The following is a 25,008-nucleotide window of genomic DNA, read 5'->3' as shown; positions in this document are numbered from 1 at the left end:
CCGACCTGTTTCATCCAAAGGAGTTGCCATGCCCAACACCGCACGGAACGCCGTTTCCAACGACATCATTGCCGCGCCCGGCCTCAATCCGCTGAAGGCCGCTCGCGAAACGAGGGGATATACGATCGAGGAACTGTCTTTGACCTGCGGCCTGGCCGTGGGCGAGATCGTCGACATCGAGGACGGCAAGGACGCCGATCCCGCCAAGCTCCGGCGCATCGCTTCCGCGCTGCAGATGCCGGAAGAGGAATTGATCAAAGTGCCGGCCGCCGATAATCGGCCCACGCATCAGTAGAGGCGCGAAAAGCGTCCATTCGAGCCCGCCGAGGTTTTACCCGGCGGGCTTTTTAATGCCTGAATGGCGGGAAGCGCTGGCCCTTGCCAACAATGGTTTAGCCGTGCGATTCGCCGACCGCTGCTATCCGACAGACCTGACGAGGGGTCCACCATGAGCTTGGAATCGGTTCGCGCTTTCTTTGCGCGGCATGCGCCCGACATCGAAGTCATCGTCACCGAGGCCAGTTCGGCCACCGTGGCGCTGGCGGCGGAAGCCCATGGCGTGATGCCCGCGCAGATCGCCAAGACGATCTGCCTGCGTGTTGGCGACGAGGCCATGCTGGTCGTCACCAGCGGCGTCGCCAGGCTCGACAACCGCAAGTTCAAGGACAGGATGGGCGGCAAGCCGCGCATGTTAGGCGGCGAGGAGGTGCTGGCCGTCACCAGCCATCCGCCGGGCGGCGTCTGTCCGTTTGGCCTGCCGGCGCCGCTTCCCGTCTATTGCGATCTGTCGCTCAAGGCCTTCGACGAGGTCGTCCCCGCTGCCGGCGCCACCAACGCCGCTGTGCGCATCACGCCGCAGCGCATGGCCGATCTGGTCGGCGCCATATGGGTCGACGTTTGCCAGTAACAATTGCCGCCTAGATATCTCCTTGCGGTCCGTCGAGCGGCCTTGGCTGGCATTCGGCCGCAGGCGCACTCTCGCATTGGGTTTGATGGCGGCGCTCATGGTCCATGCCTTTCGCGGCCGCGCCTCGACCAATCCGAAAGCGTCGACTAACGGCCAAAATTTTGGACATTAGTCTTGACAGAAATACATATGTTCAATACCCGTCAAACAATCAAACAGCATGCGATATGGGAGGAATAAGCGGCATGGCTTCCAATATTTCGTTGACGGGCCTTGCCCGGGATCTCGAGGAACGCCGCAAGTCCGGAAAGCCCATCCGCATCGGCCTCATCGGCTCAGGCGAAATGGGAACCGACATCGTCACTCGCGTCGCCCATATGTCCGGCATCGAGATCGGCGCCATTTCCGAACTCAACCTGCCGGCGGCCAGCAAGGCCGTCGACATTGCTTTCCAGGAAACCGGACACGCGCGAGAGGTTTCCAACGCCTCGGCCATGACCGCTGCCATGGAGGCGGGCAAGATCGCCGTCACCAGCGATTCCAGTCTTGTCATCGGCAATGACCTCATCGACGTCGTGATCGACGCGACCGGCGTTCCGGCCGTCGGCGCCGAGATCGGCCTGCGCGCCATGGAGCACGGCAAGCACCTGGTGATGATGAATGTCGAGGCGGACGTCACCATCGGCGCCTATCTCAAGGCCGAGGCCGACCGGCTTGGCGTCACCTATTCCCTGGGCGCCGGCGACGAGCCGTCTTCCTGCATGGAGCTGATCGAGTTCGTCTCCGCCATGGGCCATCCGATCGTTGCCGCCGGCAAGGGCAAGAACAACCCGCTCAACATCGACGCCACGCCTCCGGACTATGAGGAGGAGGCGAAGCGCCGCCACATGAATGTGCGGATGCTGGTCGAATTCGTCGATGGTTCGAAGACCATGGTCGAGATGGCGGCGATCGCCAACGCGACCGGGCTGGTGCCCGACAAGCCGGGCATGCACGGCCCGGCGGCCACGCTCGGCGAATTGTCGAAGGTGCTGGTGCCCGAGAAGCACGGCGGCGTGCTGTCGAAGGTCGGCGTCGTCGACTATTCGATCGGCAAGGGCGTGGCGCCGGGCGTCTTCGTCGTGGCCGACATGTCGCATCCGCGCATCTCGGAGCGCATGGAAGACCTGAAGATGGGCAAGGGTCCGTACTTCACCTTCCATCGCCCCTATCACCTGACCTCGCTGGAAGTGCCGCTGACCTGCGCCCGCGTCGTGCTCTACGGCAAGGCCGACATGGTGCCGCTGGCAAAGCCGGTCGCCGAGGTCTGCGCCGTCGCCAAGAAGGACCTGAAGCCCGGCGACAAGCTCGATGCCATCGGCGAGTATTGCTACCGCGCCTGGATCATGACCGCGTCGGAAGCCCATGCGGCGCGTGCCATCCCCTGCGGTCTGCTGCAGGGCGGCTCGGTCACCGCGCCCATCAAGAAGGGCGAACTCATCACCTATGCCAATGCGGCGCCCGCGCCGGGCTCGAAGATCGCCGAGCTGCGCGCCCGCCAGGACAAGCTCGTCTACGGAACCGTGGAGGCGTGATCATGGCCGGAGCCAGCAAAGCCGTCATGGATAGCCGGGCCAACCTGCCTTTCGTCTATCGCCAGTACAGTCCCGAGCAGCTGAGACAGGTCCTTCACAAGATGTACCTCATCCGTCGCTTCGAAGAGGGCGCGGAAGAGTGCTACATGCGCGGCCTCATCCACGGCACCATGCACCTGTCGATCGGGCAGGAAGCGAGCGCCATGGGCATCTGCATGCCACTCGCCGAGGACGACCAGATCACCTCGACGCATCGCGGCCATGGCCATTGCATCGCCAAGGGTGCCGAGGTCAGCCGCATGTTCGCCGAGTTCTTCGGCAAGACCACCGGCTACTGCAAGGGCAGGGGCGGCTCCATGCACATCGCCGATGTCGCCAAGGGCAATCTCGGCGCCAACGGCATCGTTGCCGGCGGCATTCCGATCGCCGTGGGCGCAGCACTTTCATCCAAGAGGATGAAGACCGGCAAGGTCGTGGTCTCCTTTTTTGGCGACGGCGCCAACAATGAAGGCGCCTTTCACGAGGCGCTGAACATGGCGGCGATCTGGAAGCTGCCGGTGATCTTCGTGTGCGAGAACAACGGTTACGGCATGTCGACCTCGACGGCGCGCTCGACCGCGGTGAAGAACATCGCCGAGCGGGCGGCCGCCTATTCGATGCCGGGCGTCATCGTCAACGGCAACATCTTCTCCGAGGTGGCCGAGGCGTCCTTCAAGGCGGTTGAGCGGGCGCGCGCCGGCGAGGGGCCGACGCTGATCGAGTCCAAGACCTACCGCCACCGCGGCCATTCCAAGAGCGACCGCAACCGCTACCGCACCAAGGAAGAGATCGAGGACTGGATGGCGAACCGCGATCCGATCACGCTCTTCGAGACCGAGCTGCGCGATTTCGGCTTCATCGACGACCGGGGCATTGAGGCGATCCGCGACGCGGTCGCCAAGGAGATCGCCGACGGCATCGAATTCGCCAAGGCGAGCCCGGCGCCGGAGATCACCACCCTTCAGAATTATGTTTACACGGAGCACGCCTGATGGACGCCGCGGTGCGTGAACTGAGCTACGCCCAGGCGATCCAGGAAGCCATGGCGATCGCCATGGACATGGACGAGCGCGTCTTCCTGATGGGCGAGGACATCGGCGTCTATGGCGGCGCCTTCCAGGTGACCGGCGACCTCGTCGAGCGCTACGGCACCGACCGGGTGATCGACACGCCGATCTCCGAACTGGGCGGTGCCGGCGTCGCGGTGGGCGCGGCCGTCACCGGCATGCGGCCGATCTTCGAATTCCAGTTCTCGGATTTCGCGACGCTCGGCATGGAGCAGATCGTCAACCAGGCGGCCAAGATGCGCTTCATGCTCGGCGGCGAGGTCTCGGTGCCGGTGGTGATGCGTTTCCCTGCCGGCTCCGGCACGGGTGCCGCCGCGCAGCACAGCCAGAGCCTGGAGGCTTGGCTCGGCCATGTGCCTGGCCTCAAGGTGATCCAGCCGGCGACGCCGCACGATGCCAAGGGCATGCTGCTTGCCGCTGTCGCCGACCCCGACCCCGTCATGATCTTCGAGCACAAGCTGCTCTACAAGATGAAGGGCCATGTGCCGGAAGGCCACTATACGGTTCCGATCGGCAAGTCCGAGATCCGCCGCGAAGGTCGCGACCTCACCATCGTCGCCACGTCGATCATGGTACAGAAGGCGCTTGACGCTGCTGCCGCGCTGGAAGGCGAAGGCATCGACATCGAGGTGGTCGACCTGCGCACCATCCGCCCGATCGACAGGCAGACCATCATCGACAGCGTGAAGAAAACCTCGCGCCTGCTTTGCGTCTACGAAGCGGTGAAGACGCTCGGCATCGGCGCGGAAGTAAGCGCGCTTGTCGCCGAAAGCGAGGCCTTCGACTATCTCGATGCGCCGATCGTGCGCCTGGGCGGTGCCGAGACGCCGATCCCTTACAATCCGGACCTGGAAAAGGCGACCGTGCCGCAGGTTCCCGACATCATCACTGCTGCCCGCGACCTCGTGAAAGGGGTCCGTTGAGCGATGCCGACAGAAGTCATTCTTCCCAAGGTCGACATGGACATGGCGACCGGCCAGATCTCGCGCTGGTTCGCCGAGGAGGGCGCTCGCGTCAAGAAGGGCGACGTGCTCTTCGAGATCGAGACCGACAAGGCGGCGATGGAGATCGACGCGCCGGCCAGCGGCACGCTGCGCAACGTGACCGGCAAGGAGCGCGTCGACATTCCTGTCGGTGAGCCCGTCGCCTGGATCTATGCCGACGATGAGGTTTACGCGCCAATCTCCCCCCAAGTGGGGGAGATGTCGGCGAAGCCGACAGAGGGTGGCGCTGTCCCGCCAACGTCTCATTCCTTCGCGCCCCCCTCTGCCCTGCCGGGCATCTCCCCCACAGGGGGGAGATTGGCCAATCGCAGGGCGAGCGCGCAACGCCGCTGGCGCGCCGCTTGGCTCGTGAAGCCGGTCTCAAGATAGCCGAAATACAAGGCAGCGGTCCGCGCGGCCGTGTCGTGCGCGCCGACGTCGAGGCCGCGATCGCAGTGAAAGGCACGGCCACCCCTGCCAAGCCGGCCGCCGAGATTCCGGTCGAGGTCCCGTCCGCTCCGGTGCCCGCGCCGAAGCCGATGTCGGACGACCAGGTGCTGAAGCTGTTCGCCGAAGGCTCCTACGAGTTGGTACCGCATGACAACATGCGCAAGACCATCGCGCGCCGCCTGGTCGAGGCGAAGTCCACCATCCCGCATTTCTATCTGACGCTGGATTGCGAGCTCGATGCGCTCTTGGCGCTGCGCACGCAGCTCAATGCCGCCGCCCCGATGAGGAAGACCGACAAGGGCGAGGTTCCGGCCTACAAGCTTTCGGTCAACGACATGGTGATCAAGGCCATGGCCATGGCGCTGATGGCGGTGCCGGATGCCAACGCCTCCTGGACCGAGAACGCCATGGTCAAGCACAAGCATGCCGATGTCGGCGTCGCCGTGTCGATCCCCGGCGGCCTGATCACGCCGATCATTCGGCACGCGGACGAAAAGACGCTGTCCGTCATCTCCAACGAGATGAAGGACCTGGCCAGCCGTGCCCGCAGCCGCAAGCTGAAGCCGGAAGAATATCAGGGCGGCACGACGGCGGTGTCCAATCTCGGCATGTTCGGCATCAAGGACTTTGCCGCCGTCATCAACCCGCCGCATGCGACGATCCTGGCGGTCGGCGCGGGCGAGGAGCGGGCGGTGGTGAAGAAGGGCGAGATCAAGATAGCCACCGTGATGTCGGTGACGCTCTCGACCGACCATCGCGCGGTCGACGGCGCGCTCGGCGCGGAGCTCCTCGGCGCCTTCAAGCGCTTGATCGAAAACCCGATGGGCATGCTGGTGTAAGCCAACTCCTGCAGGCCTTTGATCCGGCTTGATCTTACGCTACGGGCCCTGTGATCACCGACTTGTCAGGCCGGCAGCTCGCGCAAATCCCGGCCCGGTGCTTGAAGCCGCCGCCATTTCGTTCCACATCGGGCGCAATGAACGGCAAGATGCGGGAATGGTTTCGGAATTGGCGATGGGCCTTGGCCGCATCGCTGTTCCTGCATGTCCTGATTGCCGCGTTCCTGTTCTTTGGCCTGCCGAGGCCCGAGCAACAGCCGGACCAGCAGGAACAGCCGGTCAACGTCGCGATCGTGCCGCCGCCGGAACAGCCAAAGCCGAAGCCCGCTCCGAAGCCGCCGGACCCGAAACCTGAACAGAAGGTCGAAAAGCCGCCTGAGCAGCCGGCTCCGCGGCCACCACCTCCGCAGCCGCCGAAGCCGCAGGACATCCCGGTTCTGAAGCGCGTTTTCCAGTACGGCGAGAAGGATACCGGCCCGGAGAAATCTCTGAACGGGGGCAGCGCTCCGGCCAACGCGCCATCGCCGACCCAGGATGAGCCCGCGAAGCCGCCGGTCGCGCCGAAGCCCGCGCCCGGCCAGCCCGCTTCGCCTGCAACGCCCGAGCAGCAGCAGCCGGATTCCAATAAGGCTCAAGAGAAGCCGGCAACCGCAGCGTCGGACGAAAAACCCGCGCAAAGCGAGGAGAAACAAACCACTAAGGATGCCGACAAGCAGCAGCCCGACAAACAAGAGACGCCGCCGCAAACCACCGAGCAGCAAGCGGCCGTGCCGTTAAAGCCATTGTCGGCCGAATCAGGCGACAAGCCCGCGCCTCCACCCATGGCCGAAAAGGCAAAGCCCAAACCTTCCAAGGCGATGAAGTTCAAATCCGCAAGAGCCTTGAGAGCGCCGAGCTTGAACCCAGAGAGATCAAATCCAGCCGACAGCGCGGCTGCGGGAGCGCCGATCTATTCCGGCCTGCCGGGCGTCAGGAAACTTTACTCGCCGGGTGCGACCGGCAATATGCAGGCTACGAGCTCGATGGAGAACGTGCCGCGCGATCAACGCATCGCCAATCTTTGCGCCAACGTCCTGAACCAGGAACTGCAAAGTGCCGACTACGCGCCGAAATGGCTGCCGACCATCCCCCTGAAGCAGGGCAATGTTCTCAACCCTCCGCAGGCCGCCTTCAGCACGACAACCCAATGGTACGATCTGAGCTTCCGCTGCGAGGTCGACGCCGATGCAACGAGGGTCCTGTCCTTCAACTTCCGTGTAGGGGATTGGTGCCGCCGGGGGACTGGACCCGGCGTCGCTTCCCCAGTCTCCGCTAGCTTAAGCCGGCACGCCGAGCTCGGCTAAGTGTCGGGCAACCTCATGCCAGTCGGCGCAGACAAAATCGGCGCCGGCAGCCTTCAGCCGCGCGCCGTGCTCGGGATAGGTGTGACCGCCGCCGGTATAGCCGATCGCGATCATGCCGGCAGCCACCGCGCCCTGAACGCCGAAGGGCGAATCCTCGACCACGATACAGTCGGGCGGCTTCGCGCCCATCTTCTCGGCGGCGTAGAGGAAGATGTCGGGCGCTGGCTTGCCGTTCTTCACCATCGAGGAGGAAAAGATCGCCTCGCCGAAGAAACGCGACAATCCCGTCACCGACAGGCTGTGGTTGATGCGCTCGACCGAGGACGACGAGGCGACGCAACGGTTTCCGGCAAACGCGCTGAGGAATGGCGCGATCCCCGCCGTCGGCTTCAACTCCTCGGAGAAGAGCAGCTTGGTCTCGGCCCAGATGTCGCCATCGGCCGCCGGGGGGAACTGGTGGCCGGTCAGTTCCTTGATCTTCACGATGATGTCGGCCTGCTTCATGCCGATGCATTGCGCGATGATGCCGCCATGCACGCCCGGCATGCCGTGCTTCTCATAGACGCGCTCGTAAGCCTTGGCGGCCAACGGTTCGCTGTCGACGAGAACGCCGTCGCAATCGAAAATCATCAGTCTAGCTTGCGCCACGCGCCTCTCCCAGCTCCTGTGCTAATGCGCACATCGCTATCGGTAAATAGTCAGATGTTCAATAGTAAGGCGGCTACGTCTCCAGCGGCTCAAAGCTGGCGCAACGCCTCGCTTACCGGCGAAGATCCGAGCGCGCGCTGCATGGCCTGGCGTGACTGGGCGCGGTCGGGTGTGATCCAGTTGGGCTCGGCGCCGAGGAAGCGGTCGAGGAATGCCACGGCATAGGCGGGCATTTCCGTTGCGTTCTCGCGGTAGGACCACCAGGTGCGCAGGTCGTCGGCGCATTTATCGATGCTGGGCGCGGTGCCGAATTCCTGCTCGTGCACTGCCAGGATCGCCGACACGCAGTAGTTGGTATAAAGGAAACCTTCCGGCCAGAAGCGCACGATTTCCGCCGTGCCGGCATTTGCCTCGGTCTCGATCATTTCCTTCAGACCTGAGACCTCCCGCGCCGGCGCCTGCCGGATCAGCTCACGCAGCACCAGTCCCGCGGCGAAGACGATGAAGTCCGCGCGGTCGACCGCCGCGAATCGCTTCTGCGCTTCCATGACCTCGATCCAGTCGAGGAAGGCGCGCGTCAGCTTGGCCTCGTCGATCTCGAAGCGCACGCCGAACGTTTCCGACACCACCTTCGCACTGCTGCGGAAGGTGGCGCGGAACCAGCGCAGCTGCCGCAGCCGGTGGCGAAGGTCCGGCATAAGCGCCAGTTCGTGCCTGAAGGGCAGGTCCATGTCTCACATCCCGTTTGACGACAGGCTAGCACAGCGCCGCCGATGCCGAAATCGGCCGGTCGCCTGTGGAGCGTTGCGGCCGCTAATATAATACATGTTGACATTCGAGGAAACAAATGTTCTCACTTTCGGGTCATCTCGCCTCCGTCCAATATGTGCCGGAGGAAGAGAATCGGGAGGAGACCGAAATGGCGATCTGGCAGTGGGCACTGCTTCTGCTGTTTGTTGTATGGGCGCTGCAATCATTGGGCGTCTGGCTGCAGATGCGGCACTATTCGGATGTCTTCAAAGGCGTCACCAGCCAGTACAAGGACGGTTTCGTCGGCGCGGGCAATTTCCGCGGACGCCTGGCCAAGGGCACCATCGCGCTCATCGTCGTGACGCCGGATCTCATCGTGCGCCGCATGATGGTCATGAGCGGCCGTTCGGTGCTGACCAAGTTCAAGCGACATGAAGAATTCGAGGGCATCCCCCTCGATCGACTCCGGTCCAACCCTGCGATCATGGGGGAGGGGGAACCCGGTGTGGCCGAGGCTGTGAAACGGGCGATCGAGCAGATCGACCGCGCACGGTCGGAGCCGGGGAAGAAGCCGGGCCTGGCCGGCTTGAACATAGCAAGGGCTTAAACGACGCCGGCAGCCGGCTGGGAATGACCGGCAGGGGTCATAAGGAGGAGAAATGTCTGTAATTACACTATTTGCGCAGCATGCGGACCTCGCGGTGCACAACCTGCATGTCGCAGGCACCATGGTCTCGGATGCTGCCTGGCACGGCAAGCTCGGCGTCGAGCATGCCACCGATCATCTCGTGGTCCTGGCGCAGGCCACGACCGACAACGCGCCGGTCACCGCCGATCAGCTCAAGGAACAGCTGAAGAATGTGCAGCAGGAAGAGCAGCTCGGCTGGCTGACTGCGATCGGCAAATATTTCATCGGCATCTTCCAGAAGGGCGGCGAAGTGTTCGCCGGCTTCGTCACCGGCATCATCCCGACCCTGGTCGTGCTGATGACGGCCTTCTACGCCGTCACCGAGCTGGTCGGCGAGGAGCGCGTCCACGGCTTGGCGCGTGGCGCCGGCCGCATCGCGCTGACCCGCTACACCGTGCTGCCTGTGCTCTCGGTGTTCTTCCTCACCAACCCGATGGCCTATACCTTCGGCTCCTTTCTGGAAGAAAAGCACAAGCCTGCCTTCTATGACGCGGCGGTGTCCTATGTGCATCCGCCGCTCGGCCTCTTCCCGCACATCAACCCCGGCGAATATTTCGTCTGGGGCGGCATGCTGGTGGCACTGCTCGACCTCGAGAAGCGCGGCGTTATCGCCAACGGCTATCACGTTAAGGTGGCCATCTGGTACGCCATCGTCGGCCTCGTCGTCATCCTGCTGAAAGGCATCCTGACCGAGCGCATCACCGCCATCATGGCACGCCGCCAGGGCGTCGAGCTCTAAAGCGGGAGGACACCATGGCCAAGACATACAAGGCAGTAAAGATATCGAGAGGCTCGACCGGCTGGGGCGGTCCCCTGGTCATCGAGCCGACCGAGCAGCGCAACAAGGTCGTGTCGGTGACCGGCGGCGGCATCCATCCGGTGGCGCAGCTCATTGCCGACATGACCGGCGCCCAGGCCGTCGACGGATTCAAGTCGCCGCCGATCGAGAGCGAGATGGCGGTCGTCGTCGTCGACTGCGGCGGCACCGCGCGCTGCGGCGTCTACCCGCGCAAGCGTATCCCGACCGTCAATCTGACGCCGGTCGGCCAGGCGGGTCCGCTCGCCCAGTTCATAACGGAAGACATCTACGTTTCGGGCGTGAAGCCGGCCAATGTCACAATGGCGGACGGATCCGAAGCGGTCACCACTGCGGGGGAGCAGCAACGATGAGTTCAAGCAACAACACCACTGCCAGGGCGGCCGAGCCGCTGCCGAGCGAAGGCGGGCTTATCGGCCTGATCAGCTCGATCGGCCGCGTCATGGGCCGCGTGGTCGGCATCTTCTTCAACTCCGGCCGCCGCACCATCGACCAGGTCGTCCGCAACGTGCTGCCCTTCATGGCCTTCGTGACCATGCTGATCGGCCTCATCCTCTATACCGGCATCGGTGACGTGCTGGCGCAGCCGATGGGTCCGCTGGCCAACAACATCGTCGGCCTGCTGATCATCTCGGCCATCTGCGGCCTGCCGTTCCTGTCGCCCATCCTGGGACCGGGCGCGGTCATCGCCCAGGTCATCGGCGTCGCCATCATCGGCCCACAGATCGCCAACGGCACCATCTCGCCTGCAATGGCGCTGCCGGCGCTGTTTGCCTACAACACTCAGGTGGGCTGCGACTTCGTTCCCGTCGGTCTGGCGCTCGGTGAGGCCAAGCCGAAGACGATCGAAATCGGCGTGCCGGCGGTGCTCATCAGCCGCCAGATCATGGGCCCGGTCTCCGTGCTGATCGCATGGGTCGTGTCCCTGATCGTGTTCTAAAGCAGCAGCAATAAAACGAGGTTCGTCATATGTCGGTTCTTCTCAAGACACGGGTCACGGCAATTGGACCCGAAGTGGCGGACCTCGCCGAGGGCGGCGTGCTCATCCTGTTCGCGGATGGCTCGCCTCCCGAACTGGCCGAGGTCTCCGTGCTGCACAAGACGGAGGAAGGCCCGAGCGACGATGCGCCGGCAACAGGCGCCTCCATCACGCTCGGGCCGGTCTCGGCGACGATAACGGCGGTCGGCTCCACGGCCTGGAGCAAGGTCCGCGAGATGGGTCATGTCGTGATCTCCTTCAACGGAGCATCCGAGGCCGAAAGGCCGGGCGAGGTTTGCGCATCCGAGGTCGATACCGGAGCGCTCGTGGCCGCCCTGACACCGGGCGCTGTCATCACCATCGCCGCCTGATAATATCCGCGCTGTCTGTCGATAAGCGCCCAAACCTAGAGTATTGCCATGGAACGCTCGACCATCGTCAGAGTGCACGAAGGTTTGCACGCCCGTCCCGCCACGCGGTTCGTAAAACTCGCCAAGGGTTTCGAATCCGATGTCGAGCTGGTCAAGGACGGCAAGGCGGTCAGCGCCAAGAGCTCGGTCAAACTGATGCTGCTGGCGGTCAAGGAAAACCAGGAAGTCACCGTGCGCGCCAACGGCGCCGACGCCATCGAGGCGATCGAGGCGCTGATCGGCTATCTGGAGAATCCGCGCGCCGGTCTCGACGACGAGAGCGAAGCGGGTGAGGGCAGCTCTGAAACCGCAGCCGTCGCACTGGCGTCGGAGCCCGTGGAACCGGCTGCAGCATCGGCGGATGGAACGCCGAAACTCCAGGGCGTAGCCGCCAGTGAGGGCGTGGCGGTCGGGCCGGCCTTCGCCCATTTCCCGCCGGAGATCCAGGGGCCGGGCAGGCAGCTGCAGGCCGGTGAGATCGAAGGCGAGCTCGAGCGCTTCCGCAGCGCCGTCGCCAGCGTCCAGGCGCGCATGGACCGCACGCTTGCCGAGAACAATCTCTCCGCCGGCGACCGCGGCATCGTCGCAGCGCTGCGCGACATCGCCGCCGACGACAGCCTGACCGGCGAGGTCGAAAGACTGATCAAGGGCGGCGACGATGCGGTTTCCGCGGTCATCGCGGCCGCGTCCACCATCGCCGCCGATTTCAGCGCGGTCGACGACCATTATCTCAATGCCCGGGCCGACGACGTCCATGCCGTCGGCCGGCAGATCTGCCTGGTGCTGCTCGGCCAGGACGAAGTCAGCCTGGAGACCATTCCGCAAGGCGCGATCCTGATTGCCGACGACATCGGCGCCTGGGATCTGGCGCGCGCGCCGCTGAAGCGCATCGGCGGCGTGGTCTGCGGCCATGGCGGCGCCACCTCGCACATCGCCATCATCGCCCGCTCACACGGCATTCCGGCCGTGCTGGGTCTGGGAGACAAGGTCAACGAGTTGCGTGCGGCCAAGGAGGTCGCCATCGACGGCAATGCCGGGCATGTGATCGTCGATCCGGATGAGGCGACGCGCTCCGATTTCAACAAGCGCGTTGAAGCCGCGACGCAGGAGCGCGCCGGGCTGAAAGTGTTCAAGAGCGTGACGCCGACCCGCGCGGATGGCACGGTGATCGAGGTCGCGGCCAATATCGGCTCGCTGGAGGAGATCGAAGCGGCGCAGGAAGCCGGCGCCATGGGCGTCGGCCTGTTCCGCACCGAGCTGCTCTTCATGCGCCACATGCATCTGCCTTCGGAAGACATGCAGGCCGAGACCTACAGCGCCCTGGCCAGGGCGTTCGCGCCGCATTCGGTCATCGTGCGCACGCTCGACATCGGCGGCGACAAGCCGATCGCCGGCATCGAATTCCCCGACGAGGAGAATCCCTTCCTCGGCTGGCGCGGCATCCGCATGTGTCTGGATCGTCCCGACATCTTCAAGAGGCAGCTGCGGGCGCTACTCAGGGCCGCGGTTCACGGCAACATCAAGGTGATGCTGCCGATGGTCTCGGAAATCGCCGAGGTGACGCGGACCCGTGCGCTGGTCGATGAATGCGCGGCCGAGTTGAAGGCTGAGGGCGTGGAGCATGCAAGCTTCGACCTCGGCGTGATGATCGAGACGCCGGCCGCCGTGCTGATCGCGCCGGCGCTGGCGAAGGAAGTGGCGTTCTTCTCGATCGGCACCAACGACCTCACCCAGTACATCATGGCCGCCGACCGCCTCAATCCGACGGTCGCCAAGCTCAATGACGTGACCAATCCGGCGGTGATGTCGGCGATCGAACTGACGGCCAAGGCGGGTATCTCCGCCGGCATCATGGTCGGCATGTGCGGCGAAGCGGCCGGTCGTCCGGACCTTATCCCGGCCTTCATCGGGATGGGCCTGACCGAGCTCAGCATGAGCCCGGCCTCGATCCAGCGCGCCAAGAAGACCATCGCGGCCATTGCGGCCGAACGATAGCGGATCCCTCGCGGCGGTTACGTCAGATGCGCGAGCAGAGTGGCGAGAACCGGTGTCAGTTCCTGGACGGCATTGGCCTGGGCGCAAGCCTGCCGGATGCGATCCTCCCGCACTTCGGCCGCCAGCACCGCGATCTCGAGAATGTCGGGCTCCGGCGTGCCGCCGTCCGCCTTGGTCGCCAGTCCGCAGGCAAGCACGACGGGCGCCAGACATCTTATGTCGAGCGACCGGTCGGCCGTGGCCGCCTCGCCAGGCTGAACCGGACGGTGGTTGAGGCATTCGACGAGGAGAGCCGCGCAGGCCGCAGCGACCTGGTCGGTGGAGGCCGCATCCGCCGTCGCCCCAGCCAGAAGATCGGCATGGCGCTTGCGCATCGCGGCGTGCACGGCGGAAAAACTCGCCTCGTGCACGCGGGGATTGTCGACGCCGTAACCGGCCAGAACCGCGCGGGTCAGATAATACATGTCGCGCCTGAATTGACGTTCGCCGCCGATCTGCCGGTCTTCATCGCCGTCCGGGAAATAGGAGCGCAGGCTTTTCACGGTCGTTCCGTCGACCTTGAGCGGCCGGGAATGGGGAACGAAGGATTCGGCGATCGTCAGCGCGTCGTCGACAGCGCTCGCGGCGTGGCCGAGCAGGCTGCGGCCCGGAAAGGGAGGCAAATTCCCTGCTATATCATGAGACGTCTCGCCGGCGCTGTCGTGCCGGCTCTGGCGAATGGCGTCGCGCAGTTCCCGAAGCCGGTCCTTCAGGTTGGCGCGGACGTCCTCGGAGATTTGTCGCAGCATCGCCAATTGCCTCGAAATGCTGAAGTCGCTAACGGCTCGGGGGCGCCAGCCGCCCCTCTCTAGATTGTTCGTGTCGATTGGTAGATCAATAGACGATATTTAACCAGCACGCAGAATCGGCGACGGCATCTCGGAGGGGAACTTGGGCAGGCGACGGCAGGGCGAAGCTGAAAACGGCAAGGCGACAGCGGAGGCGGCCGAGCAGGTCGTCAATGAAAGCCGGACCGACCGGCTCAGGATCCGCGCCGCCTGGATGTATTTCGTCGAGCAGATGACACAGAACGAGATCGCCGATGTGCTCGGCGTCGGCCGGGTCACCATCGTGCGCATGCTGGCGGAGGCGAGGGCGCGCAACGAGGTGAAGATCACCATCGAGAGCGAGCTTCTGGAGATCGTGCGCCTGGAGCGCGCGCTGGAAAAGACCTTCGGCCTGCGGCAGGCGCTGGTGGCGCCGCTCTCCGACCCCAACGCCGATCCGATTCCGGCGATCGCCGCCAAGACCGGCATGTTCCTGTCGGACGCGATGAAATCCGGCATGCGGGTCGGCGTCGGCTGGGGCGTGACGCTGTTCCACACCTTGCCTTTCATCAGCGCCAAGTCGCTGACCGACTTCAGCGTCATCTCGCTGCTTGGCGGCGTTGGCGTCGCGCGCCGGGTCAACCCGGCCGAGTTCGCCTGGCGCTTCGCCCAGATTTTTCAGGGCGACGGCTATCTGATGCCGACGCCGGCCGTCGTCGACAGCATCGAGACCAAGATCGCGCTGGTCGAGCGCTGCGGCCTGCAGGAAATCTTCGAGATGGCCGACGCGCTCGATGCGGTCCTGCTGAGCGTCGGCGGCATCGCTTCGGCCACCACCTTCTCGCGCGGCGGTTTTCTCAAGGAGGCGGACCGGGAGGCTCTGCTTGCGCGTGGCGCCGTCGGCGACCTTCTGTTCCATTTCTACGACCGCAAGGGCGACCTGGTCGACCATCCCGTCAACAGCCATGTGATGTCGGTGGACGTCGATCGGCTGCGCAAGGCACCGATCCGAATCCTCACCTCCGGCGGAGCGGAGAAGACCGAGGCGCTGCTCGGCGCCATGAACCTGGTCGCGCCGACCGTGCTCATCACCGACGAGGAAAGCGCGCGCCGCATGCTGGCTGGGCATGCGGCATGAATCAGGCGACGGAAGGGCTTGCCCGTTCCGCAATTGAACCGCGGAGGAGCTTGCGGGCAGGCTCCTCCATCAGGATGAAGACGGCGACTGAAATAACGATCAGCAAGGGCTGATACAAAAGCCGTCCGACTGGCGCGCCGTCGGACGCTAGGTGCGCAGGTCAGCGGTTGGCGGGATGCGCTGGCCGGATCCGATCGCTCCGGGATACGCGCCAGCGCCTTCAGGTATCTCGACTTAGGTTGTCAAACTAGGACGAAGGGTCAAACCGATCAGTGGCGGAGACATAGTCCATCAGACTGGACCATCACGGACCTGGGTATCTTGTCTGAGAGGGTCGCCGCAAAACGCATGTTCGTCGAGGAAGGATTGCAGTATTGTGAAGTAGGCTTCCGGTTCCTCTAGGAATGGCGAATGTGAGCTGTTGGGAAAAACCACCATTCGGCTGTTCGGGAACATCTGCTGCATCAGTCGCGAACAGGCAGGAGTCAGAAGGTCGTGCTGGCCGCACAGCAGCAGCGTCGGCTGGCTAAGACGATGCAGTTGACCGAGCCTATCCCAGCCCTTCAGGTTGCCTGTGAACACAAAGTCGTTTGGCCCCTGGATGGCATTGAAAACGGCGGTGTTGACGTTGCGGACCGAGCGCAGCAGGGGTTCTGGTACCGTCTCGAGACGGCAGATATGGCGGTGCGTAAGAAGCTCGATGGCAGCCTGGTAGTCCGGATGGTCGAATCTGCCTTCGGCCTCGCAATGTCGCATCATGGCCGCTGTTTCGCTGTCGAGCGCGTCGCGTAGCATATCCAGCTGTTCCGTTAGGTGAGGAATGCTGGCCGCGCCGTCGACGATGATCAATGTCTTGATGGCGTTCGGATGGGTCAGCGAATATTCGATGCCGAGCATGGCACCCCAGGACTGTCCTAGGAGATGAACCTTGCCGAGATTGAGAGCATTCCTAACGATTTCAACCTCGTCGACATAGCGGTCTATGTTCCAAAGCCTCTCATCGTCGGGTCTGTCCGAGGCTCCGCAGCCGAGTTGGTCGTACGTGACAACGCGATATCGACCGTCAGCCAGCCATGAGTGGGTATCCCGAATATAGTCGCAGGACAGCCCCGGTCCGCCATGGAGGCAAAAGAGAACCTCTTCGCCGTTGCCGAAGCTGTAAGTCGCAACTTCGTAGCCATGCACCGGAATGCGCACGACCTCCTGTGGATGCGGTTTAAGGTCTCCCCCGTGCGTATCCATTCCGTCGTCCACCGCTTCTGATCCGTCGACACCGGAACCTAACCCGGCGACGGGGCGGACGATAGGGGGGCTGGTCGGCAGGGCGAGTGAACTCGCCTTTGTATGGTGGGTAGGCGCGTCATCGGAACATTCGCGGAGATGGTCTTCAAGGAATGCTTCTCGAATTAACGGAACGCTAAGCTGGTCGGTGGGTGCCGTTCATACTCTGCAGATGCTCAGGACCCACCAGGGATAAGCCAGCCAGAAGCCCCGGGCTGCCGACGCTGCTCTGTCCCAATCGCAGTCGTGCTCGTCCTCAAGGGACGCTCCGTGGGACGCGCGACGGCCGCTCCCGGGATCGGGCTTGGGTTCCAGACAACCCTTACAGCGCAAGGTGGCATGGTTGCGCGGAATCGGTCGAGTCGCTCTCCGGTCGATGAAAGCTCTGGGGCCAAGTCTCAGGTAGAAAATGGTCGGAGTGGCCGGATTCGAACCGACGACCCCTTGACCCCCAGTCAAGTGCGCTACCGGGCTGCGCTACACTCCGGACCGGGTGGCGATGTATCTTGATAACCCTGTGCGGGTCAACCGAATTCGGTGCCTATCGCGCAGGTGAAATTGCAAGAAGGGATGCGGGCCTCGCCAGCCGCAAGTCCCGCTGATGCCGGTACTCCAGCGCGATGGCGCCCCAGACCAGGCCGAGCAGCAGATAGAGATGGCGCCAGTGGTCGATGTCGATGAAGGTGCCGAGCCCGATATTGCCGAGATAGGCGACATAGGCGCAGAGCAGATAGGGCTGCCAGGGCCGGTCGCGCAAAAGGATGCGGAAGCCGGCGCCGATCGTCCATAAGGTCAGCGTCAGGAACGAGACGAAACCCAGCCAGCCATAGTCCATCAGCGCCTTCAGCCAGATGTCGTGCGTGTCCTCGCCATAGATCGTGCCGAAGACCAGCGGGCCGATGCCGAACGGGTGCTCCGTCGCCAGCTGGAAGCCGATCGCGTAGCGGGCGAAGCGGCCGAGTCGCGCCGAATCGTAGCTCTGCTCGAGCTGCGCGCGCTGGGTGAACATGTCCGACACGCCGGGCAGTTGCAGGATGATGAGGAAGGCGATGACCAGCAGCGCCACGGCGGCGACCGTCATCACCACGACCCGCAGCCGGAACTTGCCGCTGGCGCTCTGCAGGAACAGGCATGCCGTGAGCAGCACCGCCGACACCGCGAACATGCCCCAGGCGCCGCGCGAGAAGGAAAAGAAGATGCCGGCGGTGATGATGAGCAGCGGCATCGCAAGCAGCGGCATGCGCGACACCGGCCCGGTGAGCAGAAGGTAGAGCAGGTAGGTGCCGGGCAGCACCAGGAACGGCCCGAACACGTTCGGGTCCTGGAAGGCGCCGGCGGCGCGGTCGTATTTGGTGAACATCTCAGCGCCGGGAAAGACATGGAAATAGCCGGCGATGCCGAGCAGCGACGTCGCCACCGCCGACACGACATAGGCGATGAAGATCAGCCGGTAGAGGCTGGGCTGGACCGAGGTCACCGAGGCGAAGAACACCGCGCTGAAGGCCAGGAACAGCGAGACGGCGAGATAGAGCGGCGTGTTGGCGAGATCCGCCATCTGCGTCATGGCGATCATGCCGCCGATGTTCATCGCCACCAGCAGCACCAGCAAGGGAACGATCGCCCGCGAGATTCGAAGGCCGAACAGCGCCCAGACCGCGATCAGCCCGGCCATGTATATCTCGTAGGGCGCGGGCTCGCTGATGACGAAGCCTGAGAGCAGGATGCCGATGCCGATCGCGGCCGACGCGATCAGCGAGATCAGCTTCGCGTTGACCGCCGAAGGCGGCATTGCCCGCGGCTGCAACTCATGGGCGACGGCGCTCAATAGGCGTTTTCCGTGTTGAGCAGGCGGATCGGCGTCAGGAAGAGGATGCGCAGGTCGAACAGCATCGACCAGTTCTCGATGTAATAGAGGTCGTATTCGGTGCGCATGCGGATTTTTTCGTTGGTGTCCATCTCGCCACGCCAGCCATTGATCTGCGCCCAGCCGGTGACGCCGGGCTTCACCTTGTGGCGGGCGAAATAGCCGTCCACCACCTCGTTGTAGAGCAGGTTGTGCGACTGCGCGGCGATGGCATGCGGGCGCGGCCCGACCAGCGACAGCGAGCCGAAGAGCGAGTTGAAGAACTGCGGCAGCTCGTCGATCGAGGTCTTGCGGATGAAGCGTCCGACGCGGGTGACGCGCGGGTCGTTCTTGGTCACCGTCTGCTTGGCGGTCGGGTCGGACCGGTCGGTGAACATCGAGCGGAACTTGTAGACCTCAATGATCTCGTTGTTGAAGCCGTGCCGCTTCTGCTTGAACAGCACCGGGCCCTTGCTGTCGAGCTTGATGGCGATCGCGGTGGCGAGCATCACCGGCGAGAAGACGATGATGCCGACAAGCGAGAAGACGATGTCGAAGGCGCGCTTGGCGACCGAGTCCCAGTCGTTGATCGGCTTGTCGAAGATGTCGAGCATCGGCACGGAGCCGATATAGGAGTAGGCGCGCGGCCGGAACTGCAGCGCGTTGGAATGCGCCGAGAGCCGGATGTCGACCGGCAGCACCCAGAGCTTCTTGAGCAGTTGCAGGACGCGCGATTCGGCGGTCAGCGGCAGCGAAACGATCAGCATGTCGATGCGCGCGATGCGGGCGAATTCTATGAGCTCGGAGATCGTGCCGAGCTTCGGATAGCCGGCGACGATCGGCGGCGAGCGCTTGTCGTTGCGGTCGTCGAAGATGCCGCAGATGCGGATGTCGTTGTAAGGCTGCTTCTCGACCGAGCGGATCAGCTGCTCGGCGGCCTTGCCGCCGCCGACGATGAGGGCGCGGCGTTCCATGCGGCCATCGCGCGCCCAGCGCCGGATGAGCCTGGACATCACCAGCCTCAGGCCGAAGATCAGCACGAAGCCGACCACGAACCAGGTGCCGAACAGCAGACGCGAATAGTCTTCCGACGCCTTGATGGCAAAGGCGGTCAGCGCCATCAGCGCGAAGCTGCCGGCCCAGACAAGCAGCACCCGGCCGAAATTGGCCAGCGGGCGCATCAGCGCCGCGATCTGGTAGCAGTCGGTGACGTCGAGCAGCACCACGGCCAGGAACGATGTCGCCGCGATCGCCAGCGGGTATTGCCAGGCCAGATAATTGAAGAAGCCGACATAGTAGAAATAGACGCCGAGCCCCGACAGGAACAGCAGCGCGAACTCGACCATGCGCAGCACGCCGCTGACCATGATCGGCGACATGGTATCGCGCCGGTATTGCGAGGCGACCTGGCGCGCCACATCGTTGATGCCGCCGGGCTTTTCGCTTTCGGCGGGAGCGTCGTAGTTGCGCACCGCATCCATGGAAAAGCGGCGTGCGGGGTCGATCTCATTCATGGGAACTGTCCGCGAGCTTCGCGCAATTGCTTAGCAAAAGAGAGCTAAGAAAGGCTTGAAACAACCCGTGGTTTTGAAGCTGTTGTGCGGTTGCGAACCTACTTGTTCAGCGCCGCGAAATAGGCCTTCTCGATCTCGGCCGCCATCACGTCGGCGCCGAATCGCGCCTTCAGCTCGTCGGCCTGCGGCATCGCCTTGCGGTACGCTTCCATGTCTTTGATCGCCATGCCGATTTTGCCGGCAAGCTCGACGGGATCCGGCCGGATCAGGGCAGGGGAGCCCTCGCCGAAGACTTCCGGAATGCCGCCGACCGCGGTCGCGATCATCGGCATGCCGGCGGCCAAGGCCTCGAGCACGATATAGGGCATCGCCTCCGCGCGCGACGGAACCACGACCATCTCGGCCAGGGCGAAAGCTTTCCTCGCCGGCATCGGCGGCAGGAAGCGAACGCGGTTCTTGAGGCCGAGCCGCTCGACCTGCGCATGGTAGCGAGGCAGGTCGTCGCCATCGCCAACCATCACGGCGCTCAAGGGGCGTTCAAGCTCACTGCCGGCCAAGGCCAGCGCATCGATGAAGATATCCGGACCTTTCAGGTCGCGCATCATGCCGATGTACAGGAAATCGGCGGCATTCGTCGCCGCCGCCACCGATTCGAATTCCGCGGCGCGCAGGCCGTTATAGACGAGCCGGTTGGGTATGGGCGGCTCGCCGACCTTGCGCCGATAGGTTTTCCGCTCGTAGTCGGAAACGAACAACAGGCAGTCGGTGAAGCGCGCCATGAAGCGCTCCAGGCCGAAGAACAGCTTTCCCGTCGCCGTCGTTTCGTCATAGTGGAGGGAGCCGCCATGCGGCGAATAAAGGCGGGCCACGCGAGACCTTGAAACCCGCAACAGTGAGCCGAACAGCCGGGCATAGGCGCCACCCTTGGCGCCATGCCCATGCAGCACGTCCGGCCGCAATTCCTGAATGATTCGATAGGTGCGCCAGGCCGAGGCGAGGTCGCCCGGCCCGACATGACGCTGCATTGGCGTGCGATGGATGCCGAGCACGAGGCTGTCCTTCATCGCCTCGAACAGCCGCTCCTCGTAGTCGCCGCCGGTCGTCGAATCGCAGACGATTCCCACCGCATGGCCGGCGGCGACCTGCGCCTCGGTCAGGTCGCGCACATGCCGGAAGATTCCCCCGACAGGTGAGCGGAAGCAGTGGACGATCCTGAGGTTCACCGTCACGACGACTTTTTCAGAACAGGCGTTCGCGAACGTAGACGGTGTCGCCTGGCAGCAGCGGATCGGATGTCAGCACCCGTCCTGTCATCACCTTGCCGTTGATGTCGCGGGTGATGTCGACGCTCTCCTGATTGGCGCGCGGGGTGAAGCCGCCGGCGATGGCGACCGCCTTTTGCACGGTGAGCCCCGGCACATAGGAATACTGGCCGGCAGCGCCCACTTCGCCCATCACGAAGATCGGCCGGTAACGGTCGATCTCGACCGAAACGTCGGGATCGCGCAGATAGCCCTGGCGCAATTTGTCGGCGATCTCCTTTTCCAACTGCTGCGCGGTGTGGCCGCGCGCCGGCACGGCGCCGACCAGCGGGAAGGAGAGGTAGCCGGACTGGTCGACGCTGTAGGTGTTGGTCAACCCGTCCTGCTCGAACACCGTGACACGGACGCGGTCGCCGGCACCGAGCCGGTAGGGCTGGTCGAGCACTTCATGGAAGGCGGCGGGCGTCGGGCGATAGCTCGAGCAGCCGGTCAGCAGCGACAGGGCAAGCAAAGCGCGAAAGAGGGAAGCAGTGCTTTTCATGACCGGCCAGGAACCTTCATCGCTCTTGCCGCAAGCCGCGGCACAACCCCAGGAATGTGCGACCGTTATCATCCTGTTAGGGTTAATGGGCGGTAAAGGAGGGCGGCCGGGCAGCGTGCTGATCGGTAAAAAGCCCAATTGTTCTATTGCTTTCGCCGGATGTTCTTTGAGGATTGTCTAATAAGTGTGCATTCCGATCTTAACGGGTGAGTTACCATAGTTGTTTACGGTCCATCCTCGACTCAAAGTTCGGAGCAGGATGCATGTCCGTTCAGTCCGCGGCCGCAGATGTCGATGTCGACCTGAAACAGCTGTTCGCCAGCCTGGCGAGGAACTGGCTGCGCATTGTTCTCGTCACGCTGGTGGTCACCGGGCTCGCCTTCGCTTTGGCCTGGCTCGCGACGCCTTATTACAAGGCGACTGCCAAGCTGGAGATCGGCTCGCGCGAATCGGAATACACAAGGCCGCCGGGCACCAACGATGACGACAAGCCGATTCTCGACGAACAGGGCGTGGCGACTCAGGTCCAGATCATTTCCTCGCCCGATATCCTCAAGCAGGTCGCGACCAAGCTCGACCTGGACAAGCTGCCGGAGTTCGATGAAACGCTGAAGATGTCGGCGCTCGGACGCATCCTCGTTCTCGTCGGCTTGAAAAGCGACCCCTTCGATATTCCGCCGGAAGAGCGCGTGCTGAATGCCATGCACGACAAGCTCAATGTCTACGCCGTCGAAAAGACACGCGCGATTGCAATCGAGTTCTCTTCGAAGGATCCGAAGCTTGCCGCCGATATCGCGAACGGCATTGCCAACGCCTATATCGCCTCGAAAGGCGACGCCAAGCTCGAATCGAACGCCGCCGCCACCGACTTCCTGGCGCCGGAGATTGCCGATCTGCAGAATCGCGTGAAGGACGCCGAGGCCAAGGTCGCGGCCTTCCGCGCCCAGTCAGACCTTCTTATGGGCGGCAACAATGCGGTGCTGCCGACTCAGCAGCTCGCCGAGCTGTCGAGCGAGCTGTCGCGCGTGCGCGCCAGCCGCGCCGCCTCCGAGGCGAGTGCTGAGAGCGTGCGCCGGGCGCTGCAGAATGGCGGTTCGCTGGACAGCGTGCCGGAGGTTCTGTCCTCCGAGCTGATTCAGCGCCTGCGCGAGCGGCAGGTCGAACTCCGGGCCAACATTGCCGACCTTTCGACGACCCTGCTGGACAATCATCCGCGCATCCGGGCGCTGAAGTCGCAGCTTGCCGACCTCGACGGCCAGATCCGCAACGAGGCGCAAAAGATCATCCGCGGCCTGTCGGCCCAGGCGCAGACGGCCAAGGCCCGCGAGGATCAGCTGGTCGCGGACGTGAACACGCTGAAGGCCGCCTCGGCGCGCGCCGGCGAACAGCAGGTGCAGTTGGATGCCTTGCAGCGCGACGCGAACGTTCAGCGCCAACAGCTTGAATCCTATATGGCAAGTTACAATGCGGCGGCCTCGCGCAAGGACCGCAAATACTCCCCCGTCGCGGCGAGCCTGATCGCGCAGGCGCAGGTGCCGTCGCAGCCTTATTTCCCGAAGATCGGGCCGATCACCGGGGCCGCCGCCGCCGCCTCGCTGCTGCTGATGGCGATCGGCACACTGCTTGGCGAGTTGTTCTCCGGCCGCGCCATGCGTCCTGCCCCCGGTGCTCGGTTTGAGAGCATAGAGCAGGTGGCGATGCCTGTCGCGCGCACGGAACCGGCGATCGATGACCAGCGTCGTGCTTTCGCTCCTTACGAGGAAGCCGCTGCAGGACATTCAATCGCGGAAGCGGAACTCCCAAGGCCGGCCGAGAGCGAGCCGGTGGAGGTTCATGCCCCCGCTGCCGGATCCGCTGACTCCGTTGTCGGGCCTTCTCAACCCGGCAAATCGGCGCTCGAGCCGCGCCAATCCCGGCTCGGCGAGATCGATGTCGACAAGGCGGCGGAGAAGCTGATCGCTTCAGGCGCGGCGCGCGCGATCTTCGTGTCGCCCGAAGGCGATGAGGCGGCCGCGTCCGCCGTGCTGGTGGCGCGCGAAGTGTCGGATGCCGGCCTGCGCGTGTTGCTGCTCGATCTCACCGCGTCGGGCGCGGCATCGCGGCCGATGCTGGACTCGAGCCTCTTCCCCGGCATCACCAATCTTCTAGCCTCCGAGGCGCAGTTCAGCGACGTCATCCATCCCGATCTCTATTCGGATGCGCATGTCATTCCGGTCGGCACCGCAGACCCGGTCCGCGCCATGCGCGCCGCCGACCGGCTGCCCATCATCATGCAGTCGCTGACCACGGCCTACGATCTCGTCGTAGTCGAATGCGGCCCGGCCGATGCGCAAGGCATCAGCCGCCTGGTCGGCGATGGCACCGAAGTCTTCCTGTCGATGCTGGAAGCCGACGACCAGGTGACCCAGGCTGCGGTGAAGCTGATCGAGAACGGCTATCCCGACGTCACGCTGGTCACCCCGGTCGGTCATGAGCCGGGAGATCCATTGCCCGGGCGCCGGTCGGCTGCATAAGGCCGGAGGCCGACAAGGCTGTCCCGCGTTGCCGCAGCATTTCTCGGCGGCTCCCGCACTTTACATTGGCGGCAAGGCTCCTAGTTTCGATGTTTCGCGCTGCGCATTCTGATGCGTGGATGATCGAGAGCGGGACCGAGATTCCTAGGCCGGCCCCCAAAACTCCCAAAGGATGGCTGCTATGACACAAGCCAAGAACGGCGACACCGTACGCATCAACTACACCGGGCGTCTGGTGGACGGCACCCAATTTGATTCTTCCGGCAATGACCCGTTGCAGTTTACACTCGGTGAAGGACAGGTAATTCCTGGTCTCGAAACGCATGTCGAGGGCATGGAGGTCGGCACGAAAAGCACCGTCACAGTTCCCGCTGACGCCGCTTATGGTCCCCATCGCCCCGAGGCGGTCGTAACCATCAACCGCGCCGCCGTCCCGGCAAACATCAACATCGATGTTGGCACCCGATTGCAGGCTCGCACCCGCGAGGGACGTCCCATGCAAGTGACGGTCATCGGCGTCGACGATGCCAGCGTCAAGCTCGACGGCAATCATCCGTTGGCCGGAAAGGACCTGGTGTTCGACGTTGAGTTGGTCGAGATCGTTCAGGCGGCGTAATCAGC

Annotated in this window: 21 protein-coding genes, 1 tRNA gene and 2 pseudogenes; 15 read left to right on the top strand and 9 right to left on the bottom strand. The window is 64.0% G+C overall.

The genetic code is table 11. The annotated features are described in order from the left end of the window. Window positions 1-28 precede the first annotated feature (28 nt). The 7 genes and pseudogenes from EJ069_RS09950 to EJ069_RS09920 all read left to right on the top strand — a co-directional run bounded on the left by EJ069_RS09950 (window position 29) and on the right by EJ069_RS09920 (window position 7,202). On the top strand, window positions 29-295 hold the full coding sequence (locus tag EJ069_RS09950) for a helix-turn-helix transcriptional regulator (protein ID WP_126061122.1): 267 nt from the start codon (window positions 29-31) through the stop codon (window positions 293-295). A gap of 153 nt (window positions 296-448) precedes the next feature. Next, entirely contained in the window at window positions 449-907 is a 459-nt protein-coding gene (locus EJ069_RS09945; RefSeq protein WP_126061121.1) for a YbaK/EbsC family protein, read from the top strand. A gap of 245 nt (window positions 908-1,152) precedes the next feature. Next, window positions 1,153-2,481 (top strand): NAD(P)H-dependent oxidoreductase, encoded by a 1,329-nt coding sequence (locus tag EJ069_RS09940; protein ID WP_126061120.1) that lies wholly within the window; start codon window positions 1,153-1,155, stop codon window positions 2,479-2,481. Between the two features lie 2 nt (window positions 2,482-2,483). Next, window positions 2,484-3,512, top strand: a complete 1,029-nt coding sequence (locus EJ069_RS09935; RefSeq protein ID WP_126061119.1) for a thiamine pyrophosphate-dependent dehydrogenase E1 component subunit alpha — start codon at window positions 2,484-2,486, stop codon at window positions 3,510-3,512. Beyond that, window positions 3,512-4,510 carry an alpha-ketoacid dehydrogenase subunit beta gene (locus EJ069_RS09930; RefSeq protein WP_126061118.1) on the top strand — a complete coding sequence of 333 codons (999 nt, stop codon included), beginning with the start codon at window positions 3,512-3,514 and terminating at the stop codon, window positions 4,508-4,510. Before EJ069_RS09935 ends, EJ069_RS09930 begins: the two co-directional genes overlap by 1 nt. A 3-nt stretch (window positions 4,511-4,513) precedes the next feature. Then, window positions 4,514-5,859: pseudogene (locus EJ069_RS09925) on the top strand (pyruvate dehydrogenase complex dihydrolipoamide acetyltransferase). 50 nt (window positions 5,860-5,909) lie between these two features. Further along, the gene (locus tag EJ069_RS09920; protein ID WP_348639362.1) at window positions 5,910-7,202 is read left to right on the top strand and encodes a DUF930 domain-containing protein; all 1,293 of its coding nucleotides are present in this window, start codon (window positions 5,910-5,912) and stop codon (window positions 7,200-7,202) included. Here EJ069_RS09920 and EJ069_RS09915 read toward each other — a convergent pair. Together EJ069_RS09915 and EJ069_RS09910 are read right to left on the bottom strand one after the other, a co-directional pair. Then, window positions 7,176-7,850 carry an HAD family phosphatase gene (locus tag EJ069_RS09915; RefSeq protein WP_126061117.1) on the bottom strand — a complete coding sequence of 225 codons (675 nt, stop codon included), beginning with the start codon at window positions 7,848-7,850 and terminating at the stop codon, window positions 7,176-7,178. The two genes, EJ069_RS09920 and EJ069_RS09915, sit on opposite strands and share 27 nt — an antisense overlap. 89 nt (window positions 7,851-7,939) lie before the next feature. Beyond that, window positions 7,940-8,581 (bottom strand): hypothetical protein, encoded by a 642-nt coding sequence (locus tag EJ069_RS09910; RefSeq protein WP_042643978.1) that lies wholly within the window; start codon window positions 8,579-8,581, stop codon window positions 7,940-7,942. 188 nt (window positions 8,582-8,769) lie between these two features. Between EJ069_RS09910 and EJ069_RS09905 the strand changes: the two genes are divergently transcribed. The 5 genes and pseudogenes from EJ069_RS09905 to ptsP all read left to right on the top strand — a co-directional run bounded on the left by EJ069_RS09905 (window position 8,770) and on the right by ptsP (window position 13,489). Beyond that, on the top strand, window positions 8,770-9,207 hold the full coding sequence (locus tag EJ069_RS09905; protein ID WP_042643996.1) for a transcriptional regulator GutM: 438 nt from the start codon (window positions 8,770-8,772) through the stop codon (window positions 9,205-9,207). 52 nt (window positions 9,208-9,259) lie between these two features. Further along, window positions 9,260-10,027 carry a PTS glucitol/sorbitol transporter subunit IIC gene (locus EJ069_RS09900; RefSeq protein ID WP_126061116.1) on the top strand — a complete coding sequence of 256 codons (768 nt, stop codon included), beginning with the start codon at window positions 9,260-9,262 and terminating at the stop codon, window positions 10,025-10,027. A 14-nt stretch (window positions 10,028-10,041) separates the two neighbouring features. Next, window positions 10,042-11,045 (top strand): annotated as a pseudogene (locus EJ069_RS09895) (PTS glucitol/sorbitol transporter subunit IIB). A 29-nt stretch (window positions 11,046-11,074) separates the two neighbouring features. Continuing rightward, on the top strand, window positions 11,075-11,455 hold the full coding sequence (locus EJ069_RS09890) for a PTS glucitol/sorbitol transporter subunit IIA (RefSeq protein WP_126061115.1): 381 nt from the start codon (window positions 11,075-11,077) through the stop codon (window positions 11,453-11,455). A 48-nt stretch (window positions 11,456-11,503) separates the two neighbouring features. Next, on the top strand, window positions 11,504-13,489 hold the full coding sequence (ptsP, locus tag EJ069_RS09885) for a phosphoenolpyruvate--protein phosphotransferase (RefSeq protein WP_126061114.1): 1,986 nt from the start codon (window positions 11,504-11,506) through the stop codon (window positions 13,487-13,489). 17 nt (window positions 13,490-13,506) lie between these two features. Here ptsP and EJ069_RS09880 read toward each other — a convergent pair whose 3' ends face one another. After that, window positions 13,507-14,277, bottom strand: a complete 771-nt coding sequence (locus EJ069_RS09880; RefSeq protein ID WP_126061113.1) for a hypothetical protein — start codon at window positions 14,275-14,277, stop codon at window positions 13,507-13,509. Between the two features lie 142 nt (window positions 14,278-14,419). Between EJ069_RS09880 and EJ069_RS09875 the strand changes: the two genes are divergently transcribed. Then, window positions 14,420-15,433, top strand: a complete 1,014-nt coding sequence (locus tag EJ069_RS09875) for a sugar-binding transcriptional regulator (RefSeq protein WP_126061112.1) — start codon at window positions 14,420-14,422, stop codon at window positions 15,431-15,433. 291 nt (window positions 15,434-15,724) lie between these two features. Here EJ069_RS09875 and EJ069_RS09870 read toward each other — a convergent pair whose 3' ends face one another. The 6 genes from EJ069_RS09870 to EJ069_RS09845 all read right to left on the bottom strand — a co-directional run bounded on the left by EJ069_RS09870 (window position 15,725) and on the right by EJ069_RS09845 (window position 21,874). Further along, on the bottom strand, window positions 15,725-16,675 hold the full coding sequence (locus EJ069_RS09870) for a proline iminopeptidase-family hydrolase (RefSeq protein ID WP_126061111.1): 951 nt from the start codon (window positions 16,673-16,675) through the stop codon (window positions 15,725-15,727). A gap of 449 nt (window positions 16,676-17,124) precedes the next feature. Beyond that, window positions 17,125-17,201, bottom strand: a tRNA-Pro gene (locus tag EJ069_RS09865). A gap of 54 nt (window positions 17,202-17,255) precedes the next feature. Next, window positions 17,256-18,539: an O-antigen ligase family protein gene (locus tag EJ069_RS09860; RefSeq protein WP_126061110.1), complete on the bottom strand. Its 1,284-nt coding sequence runs from the start codon at window positions 18,537-18,539 to the stop codon at window positions 17,256-17,258. After that, entirely contained in the window at window positions 18,536-20,071 is a 1,536-nt protein-coding gene (locus EJ069_RS09855; RefSeq protein WP_126061109.1) for an undecaprenyl-phosphate glucose phosphotransferase, read from the bottom strand. Before EJ069_RS09855 ends, EJ069_RS09860 begins: the two co-directional genes overlap by 4 nt. A gap of 98 nt (window positions 20,072-20,169) precedes the next feature. Next, a complete protein-coding gene (locus EJ069_RS09850) occupies window positions 20,170-21,300 on the bottom strand; it encodes a glycosyltransferase family 4 protein (RefSeq protein ID WP_126061108.1) in 1,131 nt (376 codons plus the stop codon). A gap of 10 nt (window positions 21,301-21,310) precedes the next feature. Then, on the bottom strand, window positions 21,311-21,874 hold the full coding sequence (locus EJ069_RS09845; protein WP_040983193.1) for a polysaccharide biosynthesis/export family protein: 564 nt from the start codon (window positions 21,872-21,874) through the stop codon (window positions 21,311-21,313). Window positions 21,875-22,137: 263 nt separating this feature from the next. Between EJ069_RS09845 and EJ069_RS09840 the strand changes: the two genes are divergently transcribed. Beyond that, the gene (locus EJ069_RS09840; RefSeq protein WP_126061107.1) at window positions 22,138-24,387 is read left to right on the top strand and encodes an exopolysaccharide transport family protein; all 2,250 of its coding nucleotides are present in this window, start codon (window positions 22,138-22,140) and stop codon (window positions 24,385-24,387) included. 181 nt (window positions 24,388-24,568) lie between these two features. After that, entirely contained in the window at window positions 24,569-25,003 is a 435-nt protein-coding gene (locus tag EJ069_RS09835) for a peptidylprolyl isomerase (protein WP_126061106.1), read from the top strand. Window positions 25,004-25,008 lie beyond the last annotated feature (5 nt).

The organism is Mesorhizobium sp. M2A.F.Ca.ET.043.05.1.1, assembly GCF_003952445.1.
In the GTDB taxonomy this organism is placed as follows: domain Bacteria; phylum Pseudomonadota; class Alphaproteobacteria; order Rhizobiales; family Rhizobiaceae; genus Mesorhizobium.
The sequence above is the reverse complement of the archived record's forward strand: the minus strand, read 5'-3'. Positions and strand labels throughout refer to the sequence as shown.

Bases quoted from the DNA above. Each gene is read 5' to 3' on its own strand.
- EJ069_RS09950 (WP_126061122.1), top strand. From the start codon at position 29: ATGCCCAACACCGCACGGAACGCCGTTTCCAACGACATCATTGCCGCG.
- EJ069_RS09855 (WP_126061109.1), bottom strand. From the start codon at position 20,071: ATGAATGAGATCGACCCCGCACGCCGCTTTTCCATGGATGCGGTGCGC.
- EJ069_RS09940 (WP_126061120.1), top strand. From the start codon at position 1,153: ATGGCTTCCAATATTTCGTTGACGGGCCTTGCCCGGGATCTCGAGGAA.
- EJ069_RS09870 (WP_126061111.1), bottom strand. From the start codon at position 16,675: ATGGATACGCACGGGGGAGACCTTAAACCGCATCCACAGGAGGTCGTG.
- EJ069_RS09880 (WP_126061113.1), bottom strand. From the start codon at position 14,277: ATGCTGCGACAAATCTCCGAGGACGTCCGCGCCAACCTGAAGGACCGG.
- EJ069_RS09900 (WP_126061116.1), top strand. From the start codon at position 9,260: ATGTCTGTAATTACACTATTTGCGCAGCATGCGGACCTCGCGGTGCAC.
- EJ069_RS09840 (WP_126061107.1), top strand. From the start codon at position 22,138: ATGTCCGTTCAGTCCGCGGCCGCAGATGTCGATGTCGACCTGAAACAG.
- ptsP (WP_126061114.1), top strand. From the start codon at position 11,504: ATGGAACGCTCGACCATCGTCAGAGTGCACGAAGGTTTGCACGCCCGT.
- EJ069_RS09945 (WP_126061121.1), top strand. From the start codon at position 449: ATGAGCTTGGAATCGGTTCGCGCTTTCTTTGCGCGGCATGCGCCCGAC.
- EJ069_RS09910 (WP_042643978.1), bottom strand. From the start codon at position 8,581: ATGGACCTGCCCTTCAGGCACGAACTGGCGCTTATGCCGGACCTTCGC.
- EJ069_RS09935 (WP_126061119.1), top strand. From the start codon at position 2,484: ATGGCCGGAGCCAGCAAAGCCGTCATGGATAGCCGGGCCAACCTGCCT.
- EJ069_RS09905 (WP_042643996.1), top strand. From the start codon at position 8,770: ATGGCGATCTGGCAGTGGGCACTGCTTCTGCTGTTTGTTGTATGGGCG.
- EJ069_RS09890 (WP_126061115.1), top strand. From the start codon at position 11,075: ATGTCGGTTCTTCTCAAGACACGGGTCACGGCAATTGGACCCGAAGTG.
- EJ069_RS09845 (WP_040983193.1), bottom strand. From the start codon at position 21,874: ATGAAAAGCACTGCTTCCCTCTTTCGCGCTTTGCTTGCCCTGTCGCTG.
- EJ069_RS09930 (WP_126061118.1), top strand. From the start codon at position 3,512: ATGGACGCCGCGGTGCGTGAACTGAGCTACGCCCAGGCGATCCAGGAA.
- EJ069_RS09835 (WP_126061106.1), top strand. From the start codon at position 24,569: ATGACACAAGCCAAGAACGGCGACACCGTACGCATCAACTACACCGGG.